Here is a 22,871-nt window from a genome sequence, read left to right on the forward strand (position 1 = left end):
GCACAAATCTTTTATTATATAATTGTTAGTCTCTTTATATGAGAAATTTATTTTTAGAAACCACTTCAATATTATCCTTCCATCCAAATGCTGATTCATTGAACTATGATTTGAATGAGATTTCATTAAACCACAAAAACCGATTATTATCACTAATACAAGAGTTAGAAACCTCAAAAAAAGTATATCTTTGCACTCGAGGTGATTCTAAGAAAACATTAGAGAATCATAATAACTTTATCATTCATGATTTATCGAAAATATTTATCGTTGGGCAGAAATCGCGTTCTGCTATTGATAGGCCAGCAAACAATCACTCTCCCTATAAAAATGATTCGTCTGATATAATCCAAGAAATTATACAACTTGTTGAACAAGTAAATAAAATATTAAATCTTAAAACTAAAGATTATAATATCAAAGGTGTAATTCCCAATTCTTTTATAGAAGATCTTCCAAATTTGGGTAATGATCTTTTAGCAAAATGGAAAATATTTTTTATTTCGTTTCTACATAATTACGGTTCTTGCGAAACCTTTAAAAATTACTCACCATTCATTTCCTTAACATATGGCCGCAACAAATATAAAGTTGCAAGTAAATTTGCCTTAAGTAAATGTAGCTTTGATAGAGGAATTGTATTTGTATATTCATTGACAAAAAACTGTCACTACTATATAAAGGCAAAAACACTCACAAATAAATTAAAGAAATATGGAGTTCAATGGTACAAGGATTCCCATAGTGAGATAATGCTGCTAGGAGGAATGTATCCACATTTTTTAATCGGGATTTTTGAAGTATTCAAGGAAGGAAATGCTAAATTTATTATTAATCCTTGGTTATATCGCAAAATAATTAATGAGAGAGAGTTTGATTTTTCGAATGGATTAGAGATTAATCAACAAAATTTTCATTCATTTGCTGAAAAATTGGGCTACTCTAATTTCTTTTTTCATTTTGTAAATGATAATACAGAATATTTTTCTGAATTAAATCAGTATAACCAACGATCCCTATATCATTTTTAAAAAATTCTAAAGAGTATTATCAGTGGGTATAAGTAATTCAATCATAAAATAGGATCGGTTATTATGGATATAAGAAGACAATATAAACATCTTAACTATGGGATTAATTTATTACAGATATCAATTGATAAATACGCTAATTCCTTAAAAGAATTTTTAATTGAACAACTAAAAAAAAATGATTTGCCTATCATTCAAGGGACTGTAAAAGAGCTAAAATTGTTAAATGATTTTAAATCTAAGCTACAGCATCATTTAGAAATTATAAATAAGTTTTATTGTGAAAGATTATTATTAAAAGAAAAAGATAATGCAACGGGTAATAATTCTACCAAGAAAATCCAGAGTAATTTTGTAAATGAAATTCTGTCAAACTTAGAGGAATTTGATAATGTAACAACAGTAGAATTAAAGGATTTAGTTCTAAATGAGTCACGTGAAAGATTATCAATAGAAGATTTACAACCTAATTCAAAATTAACAAATTATTTAAATTGGGAAATTCACTTTTATAAATGTTTGTCAAAACTGGCTGATTTAAAATATGTTGATTATAATGCCCAAGGATTTTGTTGGAATATTACAGATACGGGAATTAAGTATGTTGGGAATGGTTATAATAATCTTTCTAATGAAGAAAATAATGTTATCACAGAAGAAGAGATTTTAAGGTTTAAACCTATCACATATTCAGATTCACTGATGTTTGATTTCTTATCTTCATATAGGGATTATATTGTAGAATTTATTGAGTCCTCGGATGAAAATTTTTGTGAGGAAATTAATCATTTTAATGTTTATTTGGCCAATAAGATATTCTCCATAAGTGATGAAAGAGAAATAGAAGATTTTGATGAAATAAAATTATTTCACTATTACAAAATTCAATCAGTTGCTCGAATTGAAGAATCGATAGTAATAGTAAATAAAAAATTTGATGTATATAGGTTTATTGAAACAGTAAATCAAGAAAACGAGTATGAATATTATATAATTGTTTGAATACTATTTTTTCGAAATGTAACTTCAATTTACTAGACAAATAATCTTTCTGGAGTCAAAACATGTCAATCATCCTCACTGGTTCAAATCTTACAGTTGAAAAGCTTGTTCAAATTGCACGCTACAATGAAAAAGTAGAACTGCATCCTGAAGCATTGGAGAGAATTAAAATTTGCCGTGCAATGCTGGAAGAAAAAATCCAGGCGCACGAAATAATGTATGGTACAAACACGGGCATCGGAGAATTTTCTGAAGTGGTTTTGAATGATGAACAGGTAAGCCAGTTTCAGAAATATTTAATTTACAATCACGCCGCAGGAATTGGTGATCCTGCACCAATCGAATATGTTCGTGGAGCAATGGCTGGAAGAATAAATGTTCATGCCCACGGGAATTCCGGATGTCGTCCTGAGATTACTTTAACTCTCATTGAAATGCTTAACAAAGGAGTAACACCTGTTGTTTGCCAGAAAGGTTCTGTAGGAGCATGCGGTGATCTTGCTCCAATGTCTCAAATCGCCTTGCTGTTGATGGGCGAGGGAGAAGCATATTATAATGGAGAAAGACTTCCCGGAAAAGTTGCTATGGAGCTTGCCGGAATTACAATCCCCGGTTTGCAGGCACGCGATGGATTAGCAACAATAAATGGTTCCAATCTTTTAACCGCAATGAGTGCAATACATGTTTATGATATCAATCGTTGGCTTAAGCAGGCGGAGATTGCATGTGCGATGACGCTGGAAGCGCTTCAGGCAAATATGAAACCTTATGATGTACGGCTCCATCAATTGCGAGGTTTTGCCGGTGCAATACGAAGTGCGAACGCAATTTTAAGCTGCGTTAAAGGAAGTGATTTGTTAACCGGAAAGTTGAAACAGAAAGTTCAGGATGCTTACTCAATGCGGTCGACTCCGCAGGTAATTGGTGCGGCACACGATACTTTAGCCTTTGCCAAAAAGCAAGTAGAAATTGAATTGAATGGTGTTGGAGATAATCCGATCTTCATTCCGGAAGATAGAGTAACTTTAACTGGAGCAAACTTTCAGGGTACACCAGTTTCTCTTCCGATGGATATGGTTGGCGCGGCTGTTACGATGGTTTCTGTTTTATCGGAACGAAGGCTGAACAGATTACTCAATCCTGCATTAAGTGTTGGCTTACCCGATTTTCTAACTAAAGGAGCGGGAATGTTTTCAGGATTGATGCTTAGCCAGTACACTGCCGATAGTTTGATAGTTGAACAGAGAATTCTATCAACTCCGGCATGCATTCAATCAATTTCTGCGGCAGCGGATCAGGAAGATTTTGTTTCTATGGGAATGAACACTGCGATTAAGAATGGACAAATTCTGGATAATGCATATGGAGTTTTAGGAATTGAATTCATCGCAGCGGCGCAGGCATTGGATTTCCGAAGCTTCAAAAATGGTGAAGGAGTTATCGCGGCAAAACAAGTTGTTAGAAAATATGTTGCTCATCTTGATGAAGACAGACCACTTTATCCAGACCATACAAGGATGAAAGAAGTGGTTAAATCCTGTGAAGTTTTGGAAGAAGTAGAAAAAGTTGTAGGGAGACTTGAGTAGGTAATAGATAATTATTTCTTGAATGGAAATTTGATCATATTAGTTATGTGAGAATCGGCAAATTCAACAAACTTGGTAGAAAGATTAATTGCACGATTATATTCCTCTTCTGATACAGATTCATATTCACCGGGATAACGAGTTTCAACAGAATATTCGGTCAATTCTTTTATTGCCAATAACTCTTCGGGAAATTTGAAATTTATGTTTTCAATAAGCTCTACTAAATGTTGAATGTTGTGGGTTCTTGGAAACTTTATATCAAACAAAATGCATAAAGCCTTTAATGCTTTTTCAACAGCCTGCTCAGCTTCGAAACATAAGTCTTCATAAAAGATCAAATCCTTATTCGAATTCAATCTTGCTATTGTAACATTACTTTTTGCTCGATTCAACCACTGTAATGCTCTTTCATACTTGTTCATATACAACAATGCCATTCATATTAGCTTCAAAATAAATTAAATAAGGATCATTTTTCAATTGTTCATATCTATCATAATCTACAACCAAAACATCAATTGAAGCGCCAACTTTTATAAAGCTGCTATATATTTTACGTGCGAGCTCGCGCTGTTTTAATACGCCTCTTTTTATTACCAGCAAATCATAATCACTTTCATCAGTAAACCTGCCAGTGGCTCTTGAACCAAATAAGATTATTTTATTTGGTTCGGCTACCTTTATAATAATGTTCAAAGCTTTCTTTAAAGATTCACTCATATCATTCTCATTTACAGATAGAAATTAACAAATTTTTGTATGAACTTCTATTAATAAAAATTGTTCGATATAGTTGAATTTGTAAATATAGAGACCATCATTTTTATTTTTTTGAACCATCAACATATTCCAAAATATCTCCCGGCTGACAATCCAGCACTTTACAAATTGATTCAAGTGTAGAAAAGCGGATTGCTTTTGCTTTACCGGTTTTTAGTATTGATAAATTTGCCATTGAGATTCCAACTTTTTCAGATAATTCTGTTAAAGAAATCTTTCTCTTTGCCATCATCACATCTAAATTAATTATAATTGCCATCCTTGCCTCTATACAGTTAAATCAATTTCTTCTTTTATGGATGAGCCAGACTGAAGAATTGCTGAGATCAACAAAAGTATAATCCCAATAAATATAAGTTCGTAATGAATATCCTTCCACGAGAGGAAAAAAGAGAAAGGAATATCAGGATATCTTGAGCCAGAGGAATAATTAATCCACCAGGAAGTAAAAAGTCGAACAAATTCCGCAAGCAATGTATATATAGCAATAAACTTAATTCTAACAGCATTTCCTTTTGTAAAAACAGAGTTTGTAAAAATTGTTAAAAATATTTTACGGGTGTTAAATATTATTATGAGCGAAAAAAGAACTATAAGAGTTATATAAGCTGATAGGCTAATATAAAAGAAAGGGAAATAACGTATCAAAGCATAATCAACACCTCTGCGTTCATACACTTTTTCTTGTGTATAATGTTCTTTTCTAAATTCCATTATCATCCATAGTGCTGTTGGGGGATTACCAATGATTGAATCCCAGTTTACTGATTTTGGTGCTGTTAGAGTAATATTATATAATGATTCCTTTGCTTTCCTGTAAAGAGGGGTAGAAGATTTTTTCAGGGTTTCTTTGAAAAATTCTTTTCCCATATAATAGCTTTCGATATTATATAACCTTCGTACTTCAACATATTTTGTATTGAACTGATAAGTATGGTCGTTCATCCAGATTGATATAGTCGGAAATTTAATATTCCAATTACTGATAACTGCAATATTAAAAACGAAAACAGTAATTACTAAAAATATTCCTACCGCCAGTCCCACATACCAAATTGTGTTGATTGTGTGTTTAAGAAAATTAGTTTGAAGATTCTTCTTGAAATTCATACATAGTCCTGTTTATTATTTAATGTTTTTCCATTTTACTGGAATGTCAACAGAAAGAATTTTTTAATCAGGATAATTTCTTGAACAAATAAACTGATTTGCTTTATTTGTACTATTGGGAAAATATATTATATTTTGCCGATTGTCAAGAAATATTTATCGATAAACAATAAATATTTATTTAAATTAGAATCACTTGGTCTTGAACACATTATCGAATGATAATTAGTAATTGATGATTCTTTGCTTTTAATAACTGAAGAAGTATTATATTTTTCGTCAGAGTTATTACCAATAGGTTTAGAAATGAAATTTGAAGAAGCAGTAAAATATTATTCTTTCATTCTTACAGAAGGATCTGTAGTTGAGCGAATCCGTAGAAGTTTAAACTTTAAACTGGATGAGCATATTGCTAATTCAGCATTGATCTATAATCCTGGCAGTAAAACTTATCTTGAAATTATTTACCGGCAATATTTAAACATTGGACAGAAACATAATCTTCCAATGATAATTCTTACTCCAACCTGGCGGGCTAATAAAGAAAGATTAATTAAAACGGGATTTGCAGGAAGAAATGTAAATCGCGATAATTTTCTTTTCCTTGATGAGATTAGAAAAAGTTATGGAGAATATGCAGAGAAGGTTTTTATCGGTGGATTGATTGGTTGTAAAGGAGATGCTTATAATCCTGACGAAGCTTTAAGTAGAGAAGATGCTGAAGAGTTTCATAGTTATCAATTAAGAACTCTGGCAAATGCAGGAGTAGATTTTCTAATTGCATCTACTTTACCAGCCGTTTCAGAAGCTGAAGGAATTGCTGAGGCGATGAGTAAGACGGGACTACCATACATTTTAAGTTTTATCATAAGAGTGAATAGTAATTTGCTGGATGGTACCCCATTGATTAAAGTAATAAATAAAATTGATTCCTCTTTCATTCCCGACCCAACTTGTTATATGGTAAATTGTATTCATCCAACAATATTTCAAACAGCAATAGAGAACAATCCGCAATTGATAAAAAGAGTTTGGGGCATACAAGCAAACACATCGTGTAAATCTCCGGAAGAACTTGATGGCGCTGGAGAGCTTGATGCTGAGGAGCCGGAAATCTTTGCAAACGAGTTGTACAATCTTCACAGTAAATTTGGAATTAAAATTCTGGGTGGCTGTTGTGGAACTGATGAAAGACACATCGAACAGCTTGCTATCAAGTCCTTGCAATTAAGTTTAGATGAAGAAAAATATTAATCTAATTCCTTATACCAAGAATTTTTTTAAAAGTTAATATTCAATAGTTTATGAATTTTACCCACAATAATATTAACTTTGTATAAAAAAATACAATCATACCGGAAAGGAAACTATAATGAAGGCATTTCTACTACTAATTTTTTTAATCCCTCTTTTTAATTTAAATGCACAATATCAATTAGATACTCTCTCAAGTTATTATGTTGGTCCGGGAGTAATTTATACTAAAATCCAGGAACCAACTAAACCTTGGTTAATTTATATAATGGAAGTTGATCTAAAGAATCCATATATAAAAATGGAAACTGCAAAAGCAAAGGATCTTAAATTAGGGGTAGAAATTCCGAGTTCAATGGCTAAACGTCAGGATTCCAGTGGACATCGCGTTGTGGGAATTGTAAACGCAGATTTTTTTCTTAGTAATGGTGAACCAGATAATATGCAGGTAGTTAGAGGTGAATTGATTAGAGACTGGCGCGGCGGGCAATACGGTGTTGTTGGATTTGATACTTCTAATAATTATATGTTAGCCCTGCCCTATTTTCATTCAAAAGTTATTAAAGATACAAGTGAAATAACTATAAACGATGTAAATGAAGTCAGGGGTTCAAACCAGCTCATAATGTATAATAGTTATTATGGTTCATCTACCGGTACACAATCATCAGGTACAGAAGCGGTTCTTTCCCCAATTGGTGAGTGGTATGTTAATGATACAATATATTGTATTGTAAAAAGCATTGCTCAAACATCTGGCAATACACCAATAAATAAAAAACAATTGGTACTTTCTGCAAACGGTACCAGTGCAGATCTTTTAAAAAACAGCGTAAAAGCCGGCGATACAATAGGTGTTTATATCGAAGTAAGTTCCGGACCAAAAAAAATAAGGGAATTGGTTGGTGGAAGACCAATATTTTTTAAAGACAGCGAACTAATTCAGAGCATTACAAACATAAGTGTAGTAATGAACAGGGAACCACGCACAATGATTGGTTTTTCTAAAGATAGCTCCAAGTGTTTTATTTTTGTTGTGGATGGAAGACAAACCACCAGTGTTGGTGTGGATATTTTTGAAATGGGAAACCTGATGGATCAATTGAATATTTACAATGCAATGAATTTTGATGGCGGCGGTTCTGCTGACATGGTTATCAGAGGAAATGTTGTAAATTCCCCTTCAGGCGGAGCTGAAAGGCCAGTTTCGAACGGACTTATGGTAATATCAACCGCACCAAATGATGCTTTAAACTCGCTTGTTATATTACCTAAAACGACTAAAATATTCCGTGGTAAAGGATACAAATTCTCTGTCATCGGAAATGATCAGTTTTATAATCAGGTTGCTTTAAATTCATCCAATATTCAATTTTCTTGTGATAGTAAAATTGGCTCAATTACGTCTGATGGTTTATTTACTTCTGCAAAACATGCTGATACAGGATACGTTTATGTTCGCTATAATAATCTTGTAGATTCAGCTTCTGTTATCATAAAAGAAATTGAACATTTCTCAATTAGTCCTAAAACAGCAACCGCAGATGCAACAACAAAACTTCCATTTAAAGTCAGTGCGTTCGATTCTGAAAATATTTTACAAACCGTTTCTCTTACGGAATTCAATTGGATTTCCAGAAATCCTTCTGTTGGAATAGTTGATAGTGCAGGAAATTTTTGGGGAAAATCTGAGGGTTCAACTTATGTAGTATCAACATATAACAATTACAGTGATTCAGCACTTATTAAAGTTGCCATTGGTACTGGAGCTTTTGTTCTTGATTCCATAGAATCGTTAGCAGGATGGAGTTACTTGCAAGAAAATCTTGATTCTCTATCTATAACATTAGCGACCGATGAAAAATCCTTAGGTAATGCATCATTTAAGATTGGTTACAAATTTACTTACAATGCTCAAAATCAAAATATGGTTTATCTTTATAAAAATATTCCGATTTATGGTGTGCCCGATTCGATCTTTCTTGATGTAAAATCCGATGGACAAAAACATAGGTTGTATTATCAGTTCTCAGATAATAATTCAGAACTTTACCAAGGTTCGGGGAAAAAATATCTTGATAACAGTCAGTTGTTCGATAAAATTCCAGCGCCGTTTACGGGGATGAAGGCATTACAAAGTGGTTCATCTTTTAACTTTCCGGTTATTCTAAAAAGAATTGAATTGCAATTATCCGGAAGCAAAGTCGCCGGTCAATCATCTTCAGGCACAATTTATATTGATAATCTCTGGATTAAATATCCCGATGCAATTAGTTCAATTGATGAAGAACTCGCTTTACCAAATGATTTTAGCCTGGATCAAAACTACCCAAATCCATTCAATCCAAATACTAAGATTGGATTTAGTCTTCCCAAAGATGGTATTGCCACATTAAAAATTTATGATATACTTGGAAGAGAGCTTGCAGAGCTTATAAATAAAGAACTTCCCGCAGGTCATCATATTTTTACATTTAACGCACATGGAGTACCAAGCGGCATATATTTTTATAAGTTACAATCATCTGGTTATGCGCAGGTTAAAAAAATGTTGCTTCTTAAATGATAACATTTGTTACAGACTGTATTTAATTTATTTAAAATATTATGCTCTCCTCATAGAATGCTGGATTTTAATTTCTGCAAGAATAAAGAATTGATGATACTAAATTAAAACCAGACTTATGTTTTAAAACTATGTGAATGGGATTCGGCTTTATGGTATGCCATCAGTTGAAGTAAAAAATATATTTTTCATCTACCACGCGCTCAATCCAATTTGTTATTTGACAAACTGCAAACATCTAAAAACCCGCATAAAAAGATGGCGCGTGATTAAAATCAGAGATTCAAGTTGACTTTGATGAAAATATTATGAATATTCACCGTGTAAAATATCTACCGAATTCTCTTCTCCGAAAATAGTAAAAATTATGAGGGTGTTATGAAAACAAGATTAATACTTTTTGCTGTCTTCTTAATGTTGATTTCAAATTCAAATTCTTTCTCGCAAAACTATGCAGTTGCATTAAAGGTGAGTAGTATAGGCGTTACCGCCGAAGGTATTAGATCCTTTGGTGAGAACATAAACGCCCGTGTGGGCGTTTCAATATTCCCATTAAAAATTAATGGCGGTGGTGGAACTACTGAAGATTATAAGTATACTGCCAATGTAAATCTTTTTGTTATTTCTGCATTAGCCGATTGGTTTCCATTCAATAATTTTCTAAGAGTAACTGGTGGAATAATGATTAATCTAAATAAGATTAAAGCAACAGCTACACCTACTAAAACATACGTGGTTGGTGCAGATTATTATACTCCGGAAAAACTAGGAAATTTGGAAGTGAATATTAAGATGAACAAGGTTGCCCCATATCTGGGAATAGGAATTGGAAATCCTACTGCCCTGGCTTCCGGCTTTGGATTTTCGTTTGAGATCGGGGCATTTTACCAGGGATCTCCAACTGTAGACCTTGCAGCCTCTGGTTTGCTGGAACCATCGGCGGCACCCGATCAAGAAAAATTAGTTGAGGATAACTTAAGCTGGTTTAAGTTATATCCCGTTGTTTCACTTGGTATCACTTATAAATTTTAGGGGGTTAAAATGAATACGAAGACAAAAATAATTTATTCGACATTTTTTTTATTTTCATTTTTATGTGCAATTATTTTATTTAGCTGCGATTTGAAAGATCCAACTGAAGGGTTGCAGGTAAGAGTGAAGAATATTGCACGAACTACAACTGTACGTGTTGAATTCATCGATTCTAAAACTGGAAAAGTTATTGGTTCTGATGTTCCTTATACCATCAACATTTTGTTTGAAGGTTCGAATAAGACTGATATAATAACCACTGTAAACGAACCAATAACAACTTTATCTACAAACGATGGTTTTGTTAATTTTGCAATTAGGGATAATATTTCTCCCAGCCAAAACAATCCCATCGAGGTTCTCTTAGTTTGTAAGAGTGATAAATACCTTTCAACCAGCCAACGGTTATTGATAGCGAGCCCCGGTACACACGGATTTACAATTACTATGGTCAACCTAACACAAAACCAACAGGCAGATGGAATAGACACCAAGGAAGAAAAAAAGGGTACTTCCAGCTCAACAACCGGGACAAATCAAGATATTGTTGTTACCTCCTCGGATGTTACTTCTGAATCAAAAGCAACCATTAAAATTCCCGCCGGCACTATATTAAAAGATTCTAAAGGAAATGATCTTAATGGTGATGTTACAACTCGCATAACGTATTTTAATCCTCAATCGGAACAAGCCTTAACATCCTTCCCTGGCGGGTTTGATGTTAATACTGACGGTCAGGGCAGAGGCAGCTTTTCCACCGCCGGATTTGTGGCTATAGACATTTCAGTAAATGGAAATTCGGTTGAATCATTTAGCGGACAGAATGTTAATATTCAAATTGATGTACCTGCCGGTACATATAATCCGACTACAAAAACATCAGTTAAACCAGGAGATGTAATTCCACTTTATAGTTATGACGAAAGTAATGGACAGTGGAAGTATGATGGAGATTATATTGTAAAAGCGCAACCGAACCGCAGCAGTAAGATTGGAATTACAATTGAAAATTTAAAACACCTTTCATATTGGAATTTAGACTGGTTTAGCCAGGGTTATTGCCCAACTGGAAAAACCATCCGAATAGATGGTTGTTTTACTTCTGTTTTTGCTGTCGTTTATTATGTAAGTGCGCAGGGAATGGAAAATTGGGCAAAAAGTGGTTGGATTACTGCAAGCGATCCATATATGACTTTTACATATTCTAATCCGACGATAAAAGGAAGAATTAAAATCTTTGAAACGAGTAATTATCAAAATGTTACTCCTTTAGGTGTTCTAAATTTGGATTCCTTCTGCGGATCAGAAACTGTTTCATTTCCAATAGTAACTTCTTCCGGGGATTCTCAAGTTGATGTTTATGTAAGAGGTATTTGCCCCAACGGTAATGTGTTGGATGAAGGTACACTGGATGTTGAAATATTTAAAAACGGAAGCTGGCAGCTTGCAGGTAGGGTTGTTGACGGTTATATCAAGCTATGCTTAGTAATTAATCAGGAATATACTTTCCGTGTCTACTATGATGGACAATATTATGAGCAGAAGCATACTGCTCACGGTTCAAGCGAACATGTTGATATAACTTTAGGGAATGATATAGATCTTTGTAGATAAAAACTCTTCTCATTATCCTGGCAGGCATTTATACCTGTCAGGATAATCCAAATTTATATTCTGCTTATTAATATCCAGCAGCCTGTTTGAATCCGCCCAAAGATTTGGTTATGTTAAATGAGAAATATCATTTAAGTAAATGCTGCAAATTTTTAAATTATTGACATTATAATTTTTCCAGGAGAAAAGTTTATGAAAAAATTCCGTGAAGGTGCAATTGGTGCTTTGATGGATGAGTATGAAAGAGCCGCAGTGGATTTGAAAGAACTCGTTGGAAAAAAGTCAGGAGAAGATTTTAAAAAAATTCTGGATCCAAATACAACCGATGAAGACTGCAGATCTATTCAAACAATAATTGCGCACGTAGTTCGTTCCGGTTATGGGTATGCTAACAGCATAAGAAAAAGCTTTGGATCAGAAATTATAAAACCCGATTATAAAATAGATTCAGCTGCAGATGCTATTGACGAATTAAATAAAATGCTTTTATTCAGCGCAGAAACGCTTGAGGGAAAATGGAAGATGGCTGATGATGAAATTATCGGTACAATTGTTACAACTAACTGGGGAAGCCGACTGGATATTGAAGCAATGCTGGAACACGCAATTGTTCACATTCTGCGGCATAGGCGGCAGATCGAAAAACTTACATAATAATCTGCGGAAAACAATTGCTTAAACTTCACTGCTTGCTCCACGTTCCTTTTGAAGGACCCGCATATATTAACGATTGGGTGAAAGAGAAGAATCATGGAATTTCTTTTACCAAATTTTATATGAATCAAAACCCGCCTAAAATTGATGACTTTGATTGGTTAATAATTATGGGCGGACCGATGAACATTTACGAGGAAGAAAAATATCCCTGGTTAATTAAAGAAAAAGAATTTATAAAGGAAGCGATTAAAAAAGGTAAGGTGGTAATTGGTATCTGTCTTGGTTCACAATTAATAGCTGATGCTTTAGGTTCCAGAGTTTACAAGAATGAAAATAAAGAAATTGGTTGGTTCCCCGTTCAGTTAACTAAATCAGCCAAACATCATCCTCTCTTCAAGTTCTTACCAAATGAAATTAATGTTTTTCATTGGCATGGCGAAACATTTAATCTACCCAAAGATGCAATCCATCTGGCTGAAAGCAAAGCGTGTAAAAACCAAATGTTCATTTATAAACAAAGAGTAATCGGAATTCAATTCCATCTTGAAATGACAAAAAAATCAATTGAAGAAATAATTGAAAACTGTCAGGATGAGCTTCAGCAAAACATTTACGTTCAAACCGCCGAAGAGATTAAAAATCAAATGGATTATTCCAATCAATGCAATAATTTAATGAAAGAGTTACTGGATAAACTGGAAAATAGTTTAAGCTTTGAAAGCTAATTTAATGTATCAATCAAGAAATTATATCGGTGGTTTATCGTTTTAAAATTGCTGCGACTCGAAATCTTCGTACGCTCATACCGGGACTCATTCATCTTTTCTTTCCACCAATACAAGAAATTCTTCCCGGGTTGCATCATCATTCCATCTTTGCAAGGGTGCGGGTTGAAGTATTCCTTTTAAGTCCGGTTGAAGATGTAGAAAAGTGAAAGTCTTGTCTTCTCGTAATTCCGCACTTGAGGTTTCAATAATTGGAATCCAAGTTCCTGTATTAATAAAACATTTGCCATTCTCCGTAAACTGATCAGGATTATGAGTGTGACCGAAAGTTATAATCCTGTAGTCTGGATTTTCCGAAAATTTTTTCTTTGCAAACTCAGATAACGAACTTGGTTCATCAAGTTGTAAATAAGCAACGATGCGGGCAAATGCGAACGATAACAATAATGGAATTGCACGGGTAAGTAAATTTATTCGCTGCCCGCTCAAATAGCTCCACAGATTTTTAGGTGCTTGGTTTGAAGATAGTAAACCGATAATAGCAGGCTCCAAAACATTCCAGAATCGTATAATTACAAAAATTACCGGAATCAAAACAGCAAGCGCCAGCCACAAAACTCTTCCAAACATATACCTGTAATATCTTTTAGGAATGATTAAAAACAAAAATGGAATATGCTGAAATAGAACACGCAAACCGAGAAAGAACCGCTCTCTGAACAGCAATGGAAGAATATTTACTGTTGGGCGGATGTTATCCAAAAAGGGAAAAGCAAGTTCAATTCTATTAAGCAAATACCGGCGGTTCTTTGTAATCGTATCCACGAAAATTGAAAAGAGGAATCATCAGAGCCCTCCACTAACTAGAGTTGATAAAAATTTCCCTAATCCATTTTCAAAATACGATTTGCCCTCAGATAGGTTGTTAAAACAGTTCTACCTTCTAAGAACATATAGAAATACAGCTAACTTTTCAAGAGGATTTTATATTGATTGAAGTTTATATTTTCTTGTGAATAATAAATGTTGTTTTTATTTTGTGTTCAACTTACGGAGAACTTAAAATGAAATATTCTAAATTGGTTTTAATTGCAATTATTCTTTTCTGTTCGGCTTCGTTTCCGCAAAGCAGTCCAAAAAAATTACTAATAAGATGTGATGACATTGGGATGTGTCATTCCGTTAACATGGCATTAGTTGAAATGATAAAAACAGAAACCCCGTTTTCTGCATCGGTTATGGTTTGTTGCCCATGGTACCAGGAAGCGGTTGAGATTTTAAAAAATCATCCTGAGGTTTCAGTTGGAATTCATCTAACCTTAAATGCTGAATGGAAAAACTATCGTTGGGGACCAGTTCTTGGTAAGGAGGCTGTTCCAAGTTTAGTTGATAGCTGCGGATATTTCTTTCCTTCCAGGGCAAAACTGTATGCTAATAATCCTAATGTTGAAGATGTAGAAAAAGAATTGCGGGCACAAGTTGAACGAGCAATGTACACTGGACTAAAGATAGATTATGTTGATTACCATATGGGAACAGCCGTTGATAAACCAGAATACAGAAAAATTGTGGAAAAGCTTGCGGCTGAATTTCATTTGGGAATATCCAGATATTTTGGTGAAATTGATACACACAATATGTATGATGCACCAATCGAATTTAAGGCAGATACTCTTAGTAAGATTTTAAGCAACTTAAAAGATAATCAAACAGGTCTGCTTGTTTGTCATATTGGAGTAGATACCCCAGAGCTACAAGCAATGATTGACTTGAACCAATTTGGCTTACCGGAAATGAGCAAGCACCGAAACGCAGAACTAAAATCGCTTACTTCAAAAGCAATTACGCAGCAATTAAAAAAAGATAAAATCAATTTGTTAACGTACCGGAGCCTCATTAACCAAATTGGATTTGAAAATATGAAGGCGCCAAAATTGGAAGACGATTAATTTCAATGTTAAGGAATAAATTCAAAAGTACTTTAACGAAAAAGTCTTGCTTTTTTATTTTAATTAATGTATAATTCAATCGGAATTGTTAACGTTAACATTTGGAAAATCAAATTAAAAAGTTCTGCTAATTTTGAGATCGTTTTTGTTCCTTGATTCTTTATACTTTTAAGAAAATTCATTAAGAAATCTAACTTGAAGGATAATTCATTTAACAAAACAAATTAGGAGGAGAATTAAGATGAGTTCAATTTACAAAAGGACCTTTCCGTTCCTGGTGTTTTTTCTATTACTTGGTTCGCAAAAAATTGTTTCGCAAGCCCTCGAAGAAGTTGGTGGACCTTACACCAAAGATGCAAATACACTTTTACTCTTGCACTTTGATGATAATTTGAATAATGAATCTGACTTTTCGGCGAATGGTGTTCTTCATAAAAAGGGAGCCGCCGGTACAAACCAAACTGGCTTTTTTGATAATTCGGACATGTCCTTTTTAGGAAAATGCTTATACCTGGATAATGATTCCAAATCTGATTCTTCTTATGTAACAGTTGCTGATTCTACTACACTTGCTCTTAAAGGCGATTGGACTATTGAAGGATGGATGAACGTCTTTACTTTTGGTGACGTTGCCGGGGATTATCGGTGGGTTCCAAGGTTATGTATTAAAACCGGCGACGTAGCTTTCTGGCAGCCGAACTGGTGGGTAGAATTGTGGGGTGATAACAGATGGTTCCAAACCGGTTTCCACACTGCAGATCAGGCAAATTGGCCTGCGGTTACTTCTGCTCCCAATGTAATGGAACCAGGTAAATGGGTTCATCTTACTTTCATTCGTGATAATACAAGAAAAATTCTTATTCAAATGATTCACAATACTAACAGAGAGTTAATTTGGTTTGGTTCTGCTTCATACTATCCAACTTTTAATGGAGCAACTATTCCTAATGATACTCCTATAACCACTCATCAGGCTGTGCATATTGGCTGGGCTGGTGCAGAAGGAATACCAAATTCCAGTGTGGATTCCTGGTTACATGGTTTTGTTGATGAGATAAGAATAAGTAATGTTATAAGAAATTTTCCCGTTCCACCAATAATGACTTATCTTTCTCCTTTACCAAATGTTGATGCTTCTGTAGTATCTTATTCTGTTAAAGCTACAATGTTCCCATTTATTCAAGCAGGATCTATTACTGAAGCCAAACTTAAATATTCTATTGATAAAGGTGTAACCTGGAACGAAGCTTTAATGACTAAAGCCGTTGGTGATACTTTTGTTGGTGCAATTCCCAAACAAGTTCCGGGTTCAATTATTCAATATTATTGTACTGCTAAAGATAATAATGGATTAGTAGCACAACTTCCATCATCAGGAAATGCTCCTTTTTCATTCGGTATTTATCAGCCCAACTCTAAAATGCTAGACCTGGAATTTGAACAGGGAATATTTCCAATTCTTGATGAAGGTGTTTATAATCAGCAGGTAGTTGTACATGGAAATGTTGGTTTTTCAACAGATGCTAAAGTTGGTACGTATTCGCTTGATTTCCCGCTAGGACAGGATACTTCATATCTTTCTGTGGATTCACCATTCCTATCTACTAAAGATTTTGCAATTGATTACTGGTTCAAAGCTGCGGGTGATACAATTCTGCCATATATCAGAATGATTATCAGATCTGCTTCCGGAAATCACGTTGACCAGAATTATTATATTAGAACAGAAGAACTTCATGGTATTTCCGCTAGATACATGGTTGATCCTACTGTAACTACAAGAACAAAAAACAACGTTGATTTAGTTATGCCAGGAGGTACTTTAACTCCAAATAAATGGTTCCATGTACTTTATGAAAGAGATGATACTGCTGCGGTATTTGAATTAAGAAATGAAAATGATCAAACAATTTCCCGTTTATCAGATCTCAAAACAGCAAAGAATCCACCAAGACCTGGATCTTCACCTTTAAGAATTGGTTGGGCAGGAAATTCCTGGGACACACCACCAACTAACAGAAACTTTATGGGTAAGATGGATGGTATTAAGTTGTATAATTATGCTGCATTAAATTTACCTCACAATCCGTATACTGCAGTTGAAAATGATAATCCTGAAAATTTACCGGTTAAATACCAGTTATTCCAAAACTATCCTAATCCATTTAATCCGGAAACTGTAATTAAATTTGCTATTCCAAAATCAGATTTAGTTAGCCTGGAAGTTTACGATATACTTGGAAAGAAAGTACGTACTTTGGTAAGTGAATTTAAGAGTGCAGGAAAATATGAAATTAGATGGAATGGAAAGAATACTAATGGTGCAAACGTAACCAGCGGTATTTATTTCTATCGGTTAAAAACAGCAGACTATTCTCAAATAATGAAAATGTTATTGCTAAGATAATTCCTCTATATGAAGAACCGGAAGTAATGCTTCCGGTCCTTCCTTTATATCTATATTTGCAGAATTTCATATATCTATAATTCCGATTTTTAAGGTAATGAAATGTATTCTAAGTATAAGCAAAAATTTTTAATCGTTATTTCCTTTCTTGTCGTACTTCAATTTTGTAGCTGTCAAACAGGAGTGGAAAATTCACCTTCACCTGGAATTGTGCGAGTTATGCTTCGGGCAAATCCTAACGATACTTATATCATTAATAGAAGCGATACTTTCCACATCTTTAATCCATATTATAAAGAGACTTACTTTAGACTTAATATTTTTCAGGGCGCAGTTTTTTCCGGGGATAAATTTGCCATTCTTTATAAAAACATAAAAAGTTATAGACAGGAAGATTCAGTATATAATTTTGCAGAAACAAATTATACAAAGGAGCAAATGGACACTTTAGTTCAGCATTTATTAACCGGCAAAAGTAGGTTGGCGGATCTGAGTGCTGATTATAAAGCACATACAATATTTGAATCTTATGTACCACCTGGGCATTATAACAGTCTACGGTTCGGTGTAAATGCATCCAAAGATGTTCGTGAAAGCAGGATGATTTGTTATAACATATATGGGGTTTCGATTCGTATTCCATTAGAAGTTGCCGATAGCGAGGAACTTTTAAAATATCTGGATGTTGATTTTGATGTTACTGCGGATAAGGTTACACAAATTAATGTTGAAATTGATTTATTTAAAACTGTTTACAGGTATCGGGATTCTTACAGGTTGGACAGAAAACTAAGAATACTTAATGTTGAATATTTTTAGAATCGTGTACTATTGATATTCAGGAACTGCTTATGAAAAAACTTTTTACCGCTTTTTCTTTTATAATATTTATTTTCATTATTGGCTTTGTATTGAATTCGTGTGAAAGACCGACTGAACCAGCAAGACCAAATCTTCCACCAAATACTACAATGGCAAATATACCTAAAGAAGGTGATACACTTTTTGCCCTGGTTGATTTATTCTGGGATGGTGAAGATTATGACGGTTTTGTCAATCAATATCAATACAGGTATCTTACAATTGGTGTTACAAGGAACGATACAACCGCCCCCGAATGGCAAACTACAAAAGAAACCAGCTTAACAGTTGCTTTTAAGTCTGATGATATTCTTAATTACCAAATTTTTCAAGTGCGCGCTGTAGATAATTGGGGAGCAGTTGATCCTACTCCAACCGAAAAAAGATTTTATACTGCCAGGGCTGTTCCGCCAACTACTTCAATTCTTTACCCGCGCAATAATCAAAATTATTTTGTAGTTACCCAACCAACTGATTGGTGGGAAGGTATTAGATTAGATTTTGTCGGGCACGATCAGGATGGTAAAATTGTAGAGTACGCCTGGAGTGTTGATGATGGCAGCTTAACCTGGACTCCGGATACAACAGTAATAATAACGCCGGATAAATTTAAAGTACCGTTATCTGGTGAACATACTATCAAAGTAATTACAAAGGATAATACAAATCTTGTTGATGAAGTTGGTGCCGTAGTTAAGATCAATCTTGTTAATCCAAGTTTTGATAAGAAAGTTCTGGTAATAGATGCAACTACAGAAAACAATTTTCCTGCAAGCATAAAAAAACCTACAGATGCACAGGTGGATGATTTTTACAGCCAGGTTTTTCCTGGAAGTGACCAATGGGATTTAATTGAAAAAAAGGAGATGCCTCCGCCGGAATTATTGGGGCAGTATAAAGTTGTGGTCTGGCACTCTGATGATATGCCGTTTACAAAACCGCACGTGATAAAAAATTATACTGAGGAGCTGGAAGATTATTTGAATGTTGGGGGCAAATTAATAATTGGCGGCTGGCGCATTCTTAAATCATTTGCATGGGATGCAAATTTCCCTGTTGTATTTGAGCAGGGTACATTTGTAAATGAATATCTACATATAGTTTCAGTTGATGAAACACCATTAATCCCCGGTGATATGAACAATTGCAAAGGTGTTGGAAATTTATATAGCACCATTAAAGTTGATTCAGTAAAATTAGCTGGCTTTCCTTACAATGGAAAACTTTCTAATGTAAACATTATTGAGCTGCCTGCCGGTTTTACTGATGGAATTTATACATACCAAAATGCAAACAATAGTACACTTTATCGGTACCGCGGTAAAATTGTTGGATTAAGATACTATGGAACTGTATTCGACGCTGTTATATTCGGCTTCCCGTTATATGTTATTCAATTGGAAGATGCAAAACAAATGGCTAAAGAAGTATTAACTCAAATGGGTGTTAACTGAGAGGCATTAGCTTATGTTGAATAAATCTTATTTAAAGTTTTTAATTATCCTGCTTACTGTTTTAAGTACAGCTTCATTGATTGGACAGGTAAGAGGAAAGCTAACTGGTAAAGTAACTGATAAAGATACAAATGAACCACTTGTTGGAGTAAATGTTGTAATAGAAGGAACGTCTTTAGGTGCTGCTACAGACATTAACGGAAATTATTTTATCATCGGCATAGCTCCAGGCGAGTATGATGTTAAAGCTTCCTTTATTGGTTACTATACAATTACAACTAAAGATGTTCTGATCCGACCAGAATTATCAAGCAAAGTAAATATTCAATTGCCGGCAACTTCTATTGAAGCACCAACAGTAGAAGTTAAAGCTCAAAGAACTCTAGTTCAAAAAGATATTACTTCAACCAGACGAACTGTAACAAGAGAAACAATTAAAGATGTCCCCGGTTTAGAAACAACCGCAGATGTTTTTAAACTTCAGGGTGGAACCGTATTGGGTCAAATTCCACAAACGCTTACTTTGGCAAATGGGCAGCAGCTTCAGGTAAGAGATGAAAGTGTAAAAGATGTTCACGTTCGTGGTGGACGCGGTGGTGAAATTTTATTTATGGTTGATGGTGTGCCTGTCAACCATCCGATTTATGGCGGAAGGGAAGTGCTGGATATGAATGTTGTTGCCGTTGAGCAGATTGAATTGTTAACCGGTGCATTCAGTGCAGAATACGGGCAGGCGCAATCAGGAGTAGTTAATATAACTACACGAAGCGGTGGCGATAAATTTAAAGGCGGACTTGAGTATAAGACCGATGAACTTAAAATTTTTGGGACAAATTATAATACACAATATGGAACAGTTTATTTAAGTGGTCCCGAACCATTCACACAGTTGTTACTGCCGCAGCTTGGTTTAAATATTCCAGGCAAATTGCACTTCTTCATTTCTGCCAATGCTAATTTAACTAATACGCCATATAACAATCACCGTACAAGAGGTGATATAAAAATCTTTGGTTTGAAAGTTAAAGAACGGCAGGATAATGCTTCAAACATGAATGCTAAATTAAGTTACGATGTAACAAGAGATTTTAGAATGGCATTCAGCTTTAATGGTTCCTGGAAAGATTGGAGTAATTTTGAATGGGATTGGAAAAATTATCCCGACCACATTACATACAATACAAGAGACAATGTAAACACGAATGTTTTAATCAATCATATTCTATCTCCAAAATCTTATTATACGATGAACTTTGGTTACCTTGGTGTCAAGTACAGAAATTCATTAAACGGAAAATCTCCGGATCAGTTCTGGATCAAAACTCCAGATTCAATTTATACCACAGCAAAACCAGCCTTAGCAGATCCATTAACATACTTTTATGATTCAACCGGTTATTCAACTATCTGGCGGGATGATGATACAAAAACATTTACATTCAAAGGTGATTTTACATCGCAGATTCATGCTGAACATTTAATCAAAGCTGGTTTGGAAGTTCAGTACAATGATATTAGCTATGTTGATATTCAGGATGGTGGTTTGAAATTATCCAACTATGGCGAATATGTTTATAATAATAGACCATATTCTCCACCACCACCAGGTCCATATAAAGAATTCGGTCAGTACCGCTGGGTGTTTAAAGTTTTCCCACTAATTGGCGGGGCATATATTCAGGAAAAATTTGAAAAGGAATTCCTCATCCTAAATTTAGGATTAAGAGCCGACTGGTTTTTGCTTGGGAATACTGTTAACCAACAGGATTGGAAAAAGCAATGGAAAGATGCTACTGGCTTTGAACCGGATTGGAAAAAATATAAGATCAAATTTAGTCCGCGTTTTGGAATTTCCTTTCCTATACTTGAGCAAACGGTAATCTTTTTTTCCTATGGTCACTTTTTTCAGCTTCCCGAATTACAATATTTTTACAGAGATCCATATTCAGGTGGTATTACCGGAAACCCCAAACTTGATTATGAGCAGACCATCTTATATGAGTTTGGTTTTACTCACCAACTTTTTGAAGACTGGGCGATTGACATAAAAAGTTATGCAAAGGATATTTCCAACCAGGTTGGAAGTACAGCATTAAAAGCTTATAAAGGTGTGCCGGTTTCTTTATTCGATAACGTGGGGTTTGCAAGGGCACGCGGATTAGAGTTTGAAATTACAAAAGGATTTTCTTACTTCACTGCCGGTAAATTAACTTATACTGTTCAATGGGCTGATGGTTATTCTTCGTCTGCATTTGATGACTATATCCGCTCGCTTAATGATTTTCCAAGTCCAATTAGAGAACGAAGATTAGGCTGGGATGTAAGACATCAGATCATTCTTCAGGCTTCATTATCATCGCCAGAAAATCAACCAATTAATATATTTGGATTTCAATTACCAGATGATTGGAATATAACAATCCTTGCAAGTTTTTCTTCAGGTCAACCGTACACACCAGGTACCAATGATCCGGTTGAAGCACAGAAAAAAGAAAACACTTCCACTGGACCAGTTACTGCAACAACGGATATTAAGTTTAACAAAGGATTCAATATATTCGGAACAAAATTATCTTTAGTCATGGATATTTTTAATGTATTCGATCAGAATAATACGGTGGTTGGAAGAGGCTTTAACACATGGTCCGGAACCCCATATAAATATGGTGATACAGATTCGCCTACAAGCCAATATTTTGATTGGTATAAGATGGTGTACTTAAGGGATCCGATGCAATTTACAACCGGCATTTATGTTAAGTTAGGATTTAGGTGGGACTTTTAGTTTGTCCAATATTCATTCAAATAAAATTTAGAAGGATAGAATTTTCTGGAAGGTT

At 34.5% G+C, this 22,871-nt stretch carries 19 protein-coding genes; 14 read left to right on the plus strand and 5 right to left on the minus strand.

Annotation, left to right across the window (positions count from 1 at the left end; translation table 11 throughout):
• The first annotated feature begins 38 nt into the window (after nt 1–38).
• The 3 genes from NTX22_10220 to NTX22_10230 all read left to right on the plus strand — a co-directional run bounded on the left by NTX22_10220 (nt 39) and on the right by NTX22_10230 (nt 3,619).
• Nucleotides 39–1,031 carry a hypothetical protein gene (locus NTX22_10220; protein ID MCX6150889.1) on the plus strand — a complete coding sequence of 331 codons (993 nt, stop codon included), beginning with the start codon at nt 39–41 and terminating at the stop codon, nt 1,029–1,031.
• A 63-nt stretch (nt 1,032–1,094) separates the two neighbouring features.
• Nucleotides 1,095–2,033 (plus strand): hypothetical protein, encoded by a 939-nt coding sequence (locus NTX22_10225; GenBank protein MCX6150890.1) that lies wholly within the window; start codon nt 1,095–1,097, stop codon nt 2,031–2,033.
• 62 nt (nt 2,034–2,095) lie between these two features.
• Complete coding sequence (locus NTX22_10230) at nt 2,096–3,619, plus strand: aromatic amino acid ammonia-lyase (protein MCX6150891.1); 1,524 nt, start codon at nt 2,096–2,098, stop codon at nt 3,617–3,619.
• An 11-nt stretch (nt 3,620–3,630) separates the two neighbouring features.
• On the opposite strand, the gene NTX22_10235 is transcribed toward NTX22_10230, so the two are convergent.
• The 4 genes from NTX22_10235 to NTX22_10250 all read right to left on the minus strand — a co-directional run bounded on the left by NTX22_10235 (nt 3,631) and on the right by NTX22_10250 (nt 5,512).
• Entirely contained in the window at nt 3,631–4,044 is a 414-nt protein-coding gene (locus tag NTX22_10235; GenBank protein ID MCX6150892.1) for a HEPN domain-containing protein, read from the minus strand.
• The gene (locus tag NTX22_10240) at nt 4,031–4,342 is read right to left on the minus strand and encodes a nucleotidyltransferase domain-containing protein (protein MCX6150893.1); all 312 of its coding nucleotides are present in this window, start codon (nt 4,340–4,342) and stop codon (nt 4,031–4,033) included. Before NTX22_10240 ends, NTX22_10235 begins: the two co-directional genes overlap by 14 nt.
• 103 nt (nt 4,343–4,445) lie before the next feature.
• On the minus strand, nt 4,446–4,661 hold the full coding sequence (locus NTX22_10245) for a helix-turn-helix transcriptional regulator (GenBank protein MCX6150894.1): 216 nt from the start codon (nt 4,659–4,661) through the stop codon (nt 4,446–4,448).
• 8 nt (nt 4,662–4,669) lie between these two features.
• Entirely contained in the window at nt 4,670–5,512 is an 843-nt protein-coding gene (locus NTX22_10250) for a DUF2975 domain-containing protein (GenBank protein ID MCX6150895.1), read from the minus strand.
• A gap of 306 nt (nt 5,513–5,818) precedes the next feature.
• Between NTX22_10250 and NTX22_10255 the strand changes: the two genes are divergently transcribed.
• The 6 genes from NTX22_10255 to NTX22_10280 all read left to right on the plus strand — a co-directional run bounded on the left by NTX22_10255 (nt 5,819) and on the right by NTX22_10280 (nt 13,360).
• Nucleotides 5,819–6,766 (plus strand): homocysteine S-methyltransferase family protein, encoded by a 948-nt coding sequence (locus NTX22_10255; protein MCX6150896.1) that lies wholly within the window; start codon nt 5,819–5,821, stop codon nt 6,764–6,766.
• A 118-nt stretch (nt 6,767–6,884) separates the two neighbouring features.
• Entirely contained in the window at nt 6,885–9,332 is a 2,448-nt protein-coding gene (locus tag NTX22_10260; GenBank protein MCX6150897.1) for a phosphodiester glycosidase family protein, read from the plus strand.
• A 378-nt stretch (nt 9,333–9,710) separates the two neighbouring features.
• Nucleotides 9,711–10,364: a hypothetical protein gene (locus NTX22_10265; GenBank protein MCX6150898.1), complete on the plus strand. Its 654-nt coding sequence runs from the start codon at nt 9,711–9,713 to the stop codon at nt 10,362–10,364.
• A 9-nt stretch (nt 10,365–10,373) separates the two neighbouring features.
• Nucleotides 10,374–11,978: a hypothetical protein gene (locus tag NTX22_10270; protein ID MCX6150899.1), complete on the plus strand. Its 1,605-nt coding sequence runs from the start codon at nt 10,374–10,376 to the stop codon at nt 11,976–11,978.
• Between the two features lie 192 nt (nt 11,979–12,170).
• Nucleotides 12,171–12,632 (plus strand): hypothetical protein, encoded by a 462-nt coding sequence (locus NTX22_10275; protein ID MCX6150900.1) that lies wholly within the window; start codon nt 12,171–12,173, stop codon nt 12,630–12,632.
• A 17-nt stretch (nt 12,633–12,649) separates the two neighbouring features.
• A complete protein-coding gene (locus NTX22_10280; GenBank protein MCX6150901.1) occupies nt 12,650–13,360 on the plus strand; it encodes a type 1 glutamine amidotransferase in 711 nt (236 codons plus the stop codon).
• Between the two features lie 87 nt (nt 13,361–13,447).
• Here NTX22_10280 and NTX22_10285 read toward each other — a convergent pair whose 3' ends face one another.
• On the minus strand, nt 13,448–14,155 hold the full coding sequence (locus NTX22_10285) for a hypothetical protein (GenBank protein ID MCX6150902.1): 708 nt from the start codon (nt 14,153–14,155) through the stop codon (nt 13,448–13,450).
• A 269-nt stretch (nt 14,156–14,424) separates the two neighbouring features.
• Here NTX22_10285 and NTX22_10290 point away from each other — a divergent pair, with 269 nt between their 5' ends.
• The 5 genes from NTX22_10290 (at nt 14,425) to NTX22_10310 (ending at nt 22,816) form a co-directional block, all read left to right on the plus strand.
• The gene (locus NTX22_10290) at nt 14,425–15,309 is read left to right on the plus strand and encodes a ChbG/HpnK family deacetylase (protein MCX6150903.1); all 885 of its coding nucleotides are present in this window, start codon (nt 14,425–14,427) and stop codon (nt 15,307–15,309) included.
• Between the two features lie 241 nt (nt 15,310–15,550).
• A complete protein-coding gene (locus NTX22_10295; protein ID MCX6150904.1) occupies nt 15,551–17,716 on the plus strand; it encodes a T9SS type A sorting domain-containing protein in 2,166 nt (721 codons plus the stop codon).
• A gap of 102 nt (nt 17,717–17,818) precedes the next feature.
• Nucleotides 17,819–18,535 (plus strand): DUF4382 domain-containing protein, encoded by a 717-nt coding sequence (locus tag NTX22_10300; GenBank protein MCX6150905.1) that lies wholly within the window; start codon nt 17,819–17,821, stop codon nt 18,533–18,535.
• Between the two features lie 32 nt (nt 18,536–18,567).
• The gene (locus NTX22_10305) at nt 18,568–20,031 is read left to right on the plus strand and encodes a hypothetical protein (GenBank protein MCX6150906.1); all 1,464 of its coding nucleotides are present in this window, start codon (nt 18,568–18,570) and stop codon (nt 20,029–20,031) included.
• A gap of 13 nt (nt 20,032–20,044) precedes the next feature.
• Nucleotides 20,045–22,816 carry a TonB-dependent receptor gene (locus tag NTX22_10310; protein ID MCX6150907.1) on the plus strand — a complete coding sequence of 924 codons (2,772 nt, stop codon included), beginning with the start codon at nt 20,045–20,047 and terminating at the stop codon, nt 22,814–22,816.
• The last annotated feature ends 55 nt before the right edge of the window (nt 22,817–22,871 follow it).

The organism is Ignavibacteriales bacterium, from assembly GCA_026390815.1.
GTDB lineage: Bacteria > Bacteroidota > Ignavibacteria > Ignavibacteriales > SURF-24 > JAPLFH01.

Excerpts from the sequence above, each read along its gene's own strand:
- NTX22_10220 (MCX6150889.1), top strand. The coding sequence starts at position 39 with ATGAGAAATTTATTTTTAGAAACCACTTCAATATTATCCTTCCATCCA.
- NTX22_10225 (MCX6150890.1), top strand. The coding sequence starts at position 1,095 with ATGGATATAAGAAGACAATATAAACATCTTAACTATGGGATTAATTTA.
- NTX22_10265 (MCX6150898.1), top strand. The coding sequence starts at position 9,711 with ATGAAAACAAGATTAATACTTTTTGCTGTCTTCTTAATGTTGATTTCA.
- NTX22_10300 (MCX6150905.1), top strand. The coding sequence starts at position 17,819 with ATGTATTCTAAGTATAAGCAAAAATTTTTAATCGTTATTTCCTTTCTT.
- NTX22_10275 (MCX6150900.1), top strand. The coding sequence starts at position 12,171 with ATGAAAAAATTCCGTGAAGGTGCAATTGGTGCTTTGATGGATGAGTAT.
- NTX22_10260 (MCX6150897.1), top strand. The coding sequence starts at position 6,885 with ATGAAGGCATTTCTACTACTAATTTTTTTAATCCCTCTTTTTAATTTA.
- NTX22_10310 (MCX6150907.1), top strand. The coding sequence starts at position 20,045 with ATGTTGAATAAATCTTATTTAAAGTTTTTAATTATCCTGCTTACTGTT.
- NTX22_10305 (MCX6150906.1), top strand. The coding sequence starts at position 18,568 with ATGAAAAAACTTTTTACCGCTTTTTCTTTTATAATATTTATTTTCATT.
- NTX22_10230 (MCX6150891.1), top strand. The coding sequence starts at position 2,096 with ATGTCAATCATCCTCACTGGTTCAAATCTTACAGTTGAAAAGCTTGTT.
- NTX22_10255 (MCX6150896.1), top strand. The coding sequence starts at position 5,819 with ATGAAATTTGAAGAAGCAGTAAAATATTATTCTTTCATTCTTACAGAA.
- NTX22_10295 (MCX6150904.1), top strand. The coding sequence starts at position 15,551 with ATGAGTTCAATTTACAAAAGGACCTTTCCGTTCCTGGTGTTTTTTCTA.
- NTX22_10290 (MCX6150903.1), top strand. The coding sequence starts at position 14,425 with ATGAAATATTCTAAATTGGTTTTAATTGCAATTATTCTTTTCTGTTCG.
- NTX22_10270 (MCX6150899.1), top strand. The coding sequence starts at position 10,374 with ATGAATACGAAGACAAAAATAATTTATTCGACATTTTTTTTATTTTCA.
- NTX22_10235 (MCX6150892.1), bottom strand. The coding sequence starts at position 4,044 with ATGAACAAGTATGAAAGAGCATTACAGTGGTTGAATCGAGCAAAAAGT.
- NTX22_10240 (MCX6150893.1), bottom strand. The coding sequence starts at position 4,342 with ATGAGTGAATCTTTAAAGAAAGCTTTGAACATTATTATAAAGGTAGCC.
- NTX22_10250 (MCX6150895.1), bottom strand. The coding sequence starts at position 5,512 with ATGAATTTCAAGAAGAATCTTCAAACTAATTTTCTTAAACACACAATC.
- NTX22_10245 (MCX6150894.1), bottom strand. The coding sequence starts at position 4,661 with ATGGCAATTATAATTAATTTAGATGTGATGATGGCAAAGAGAAAGATT.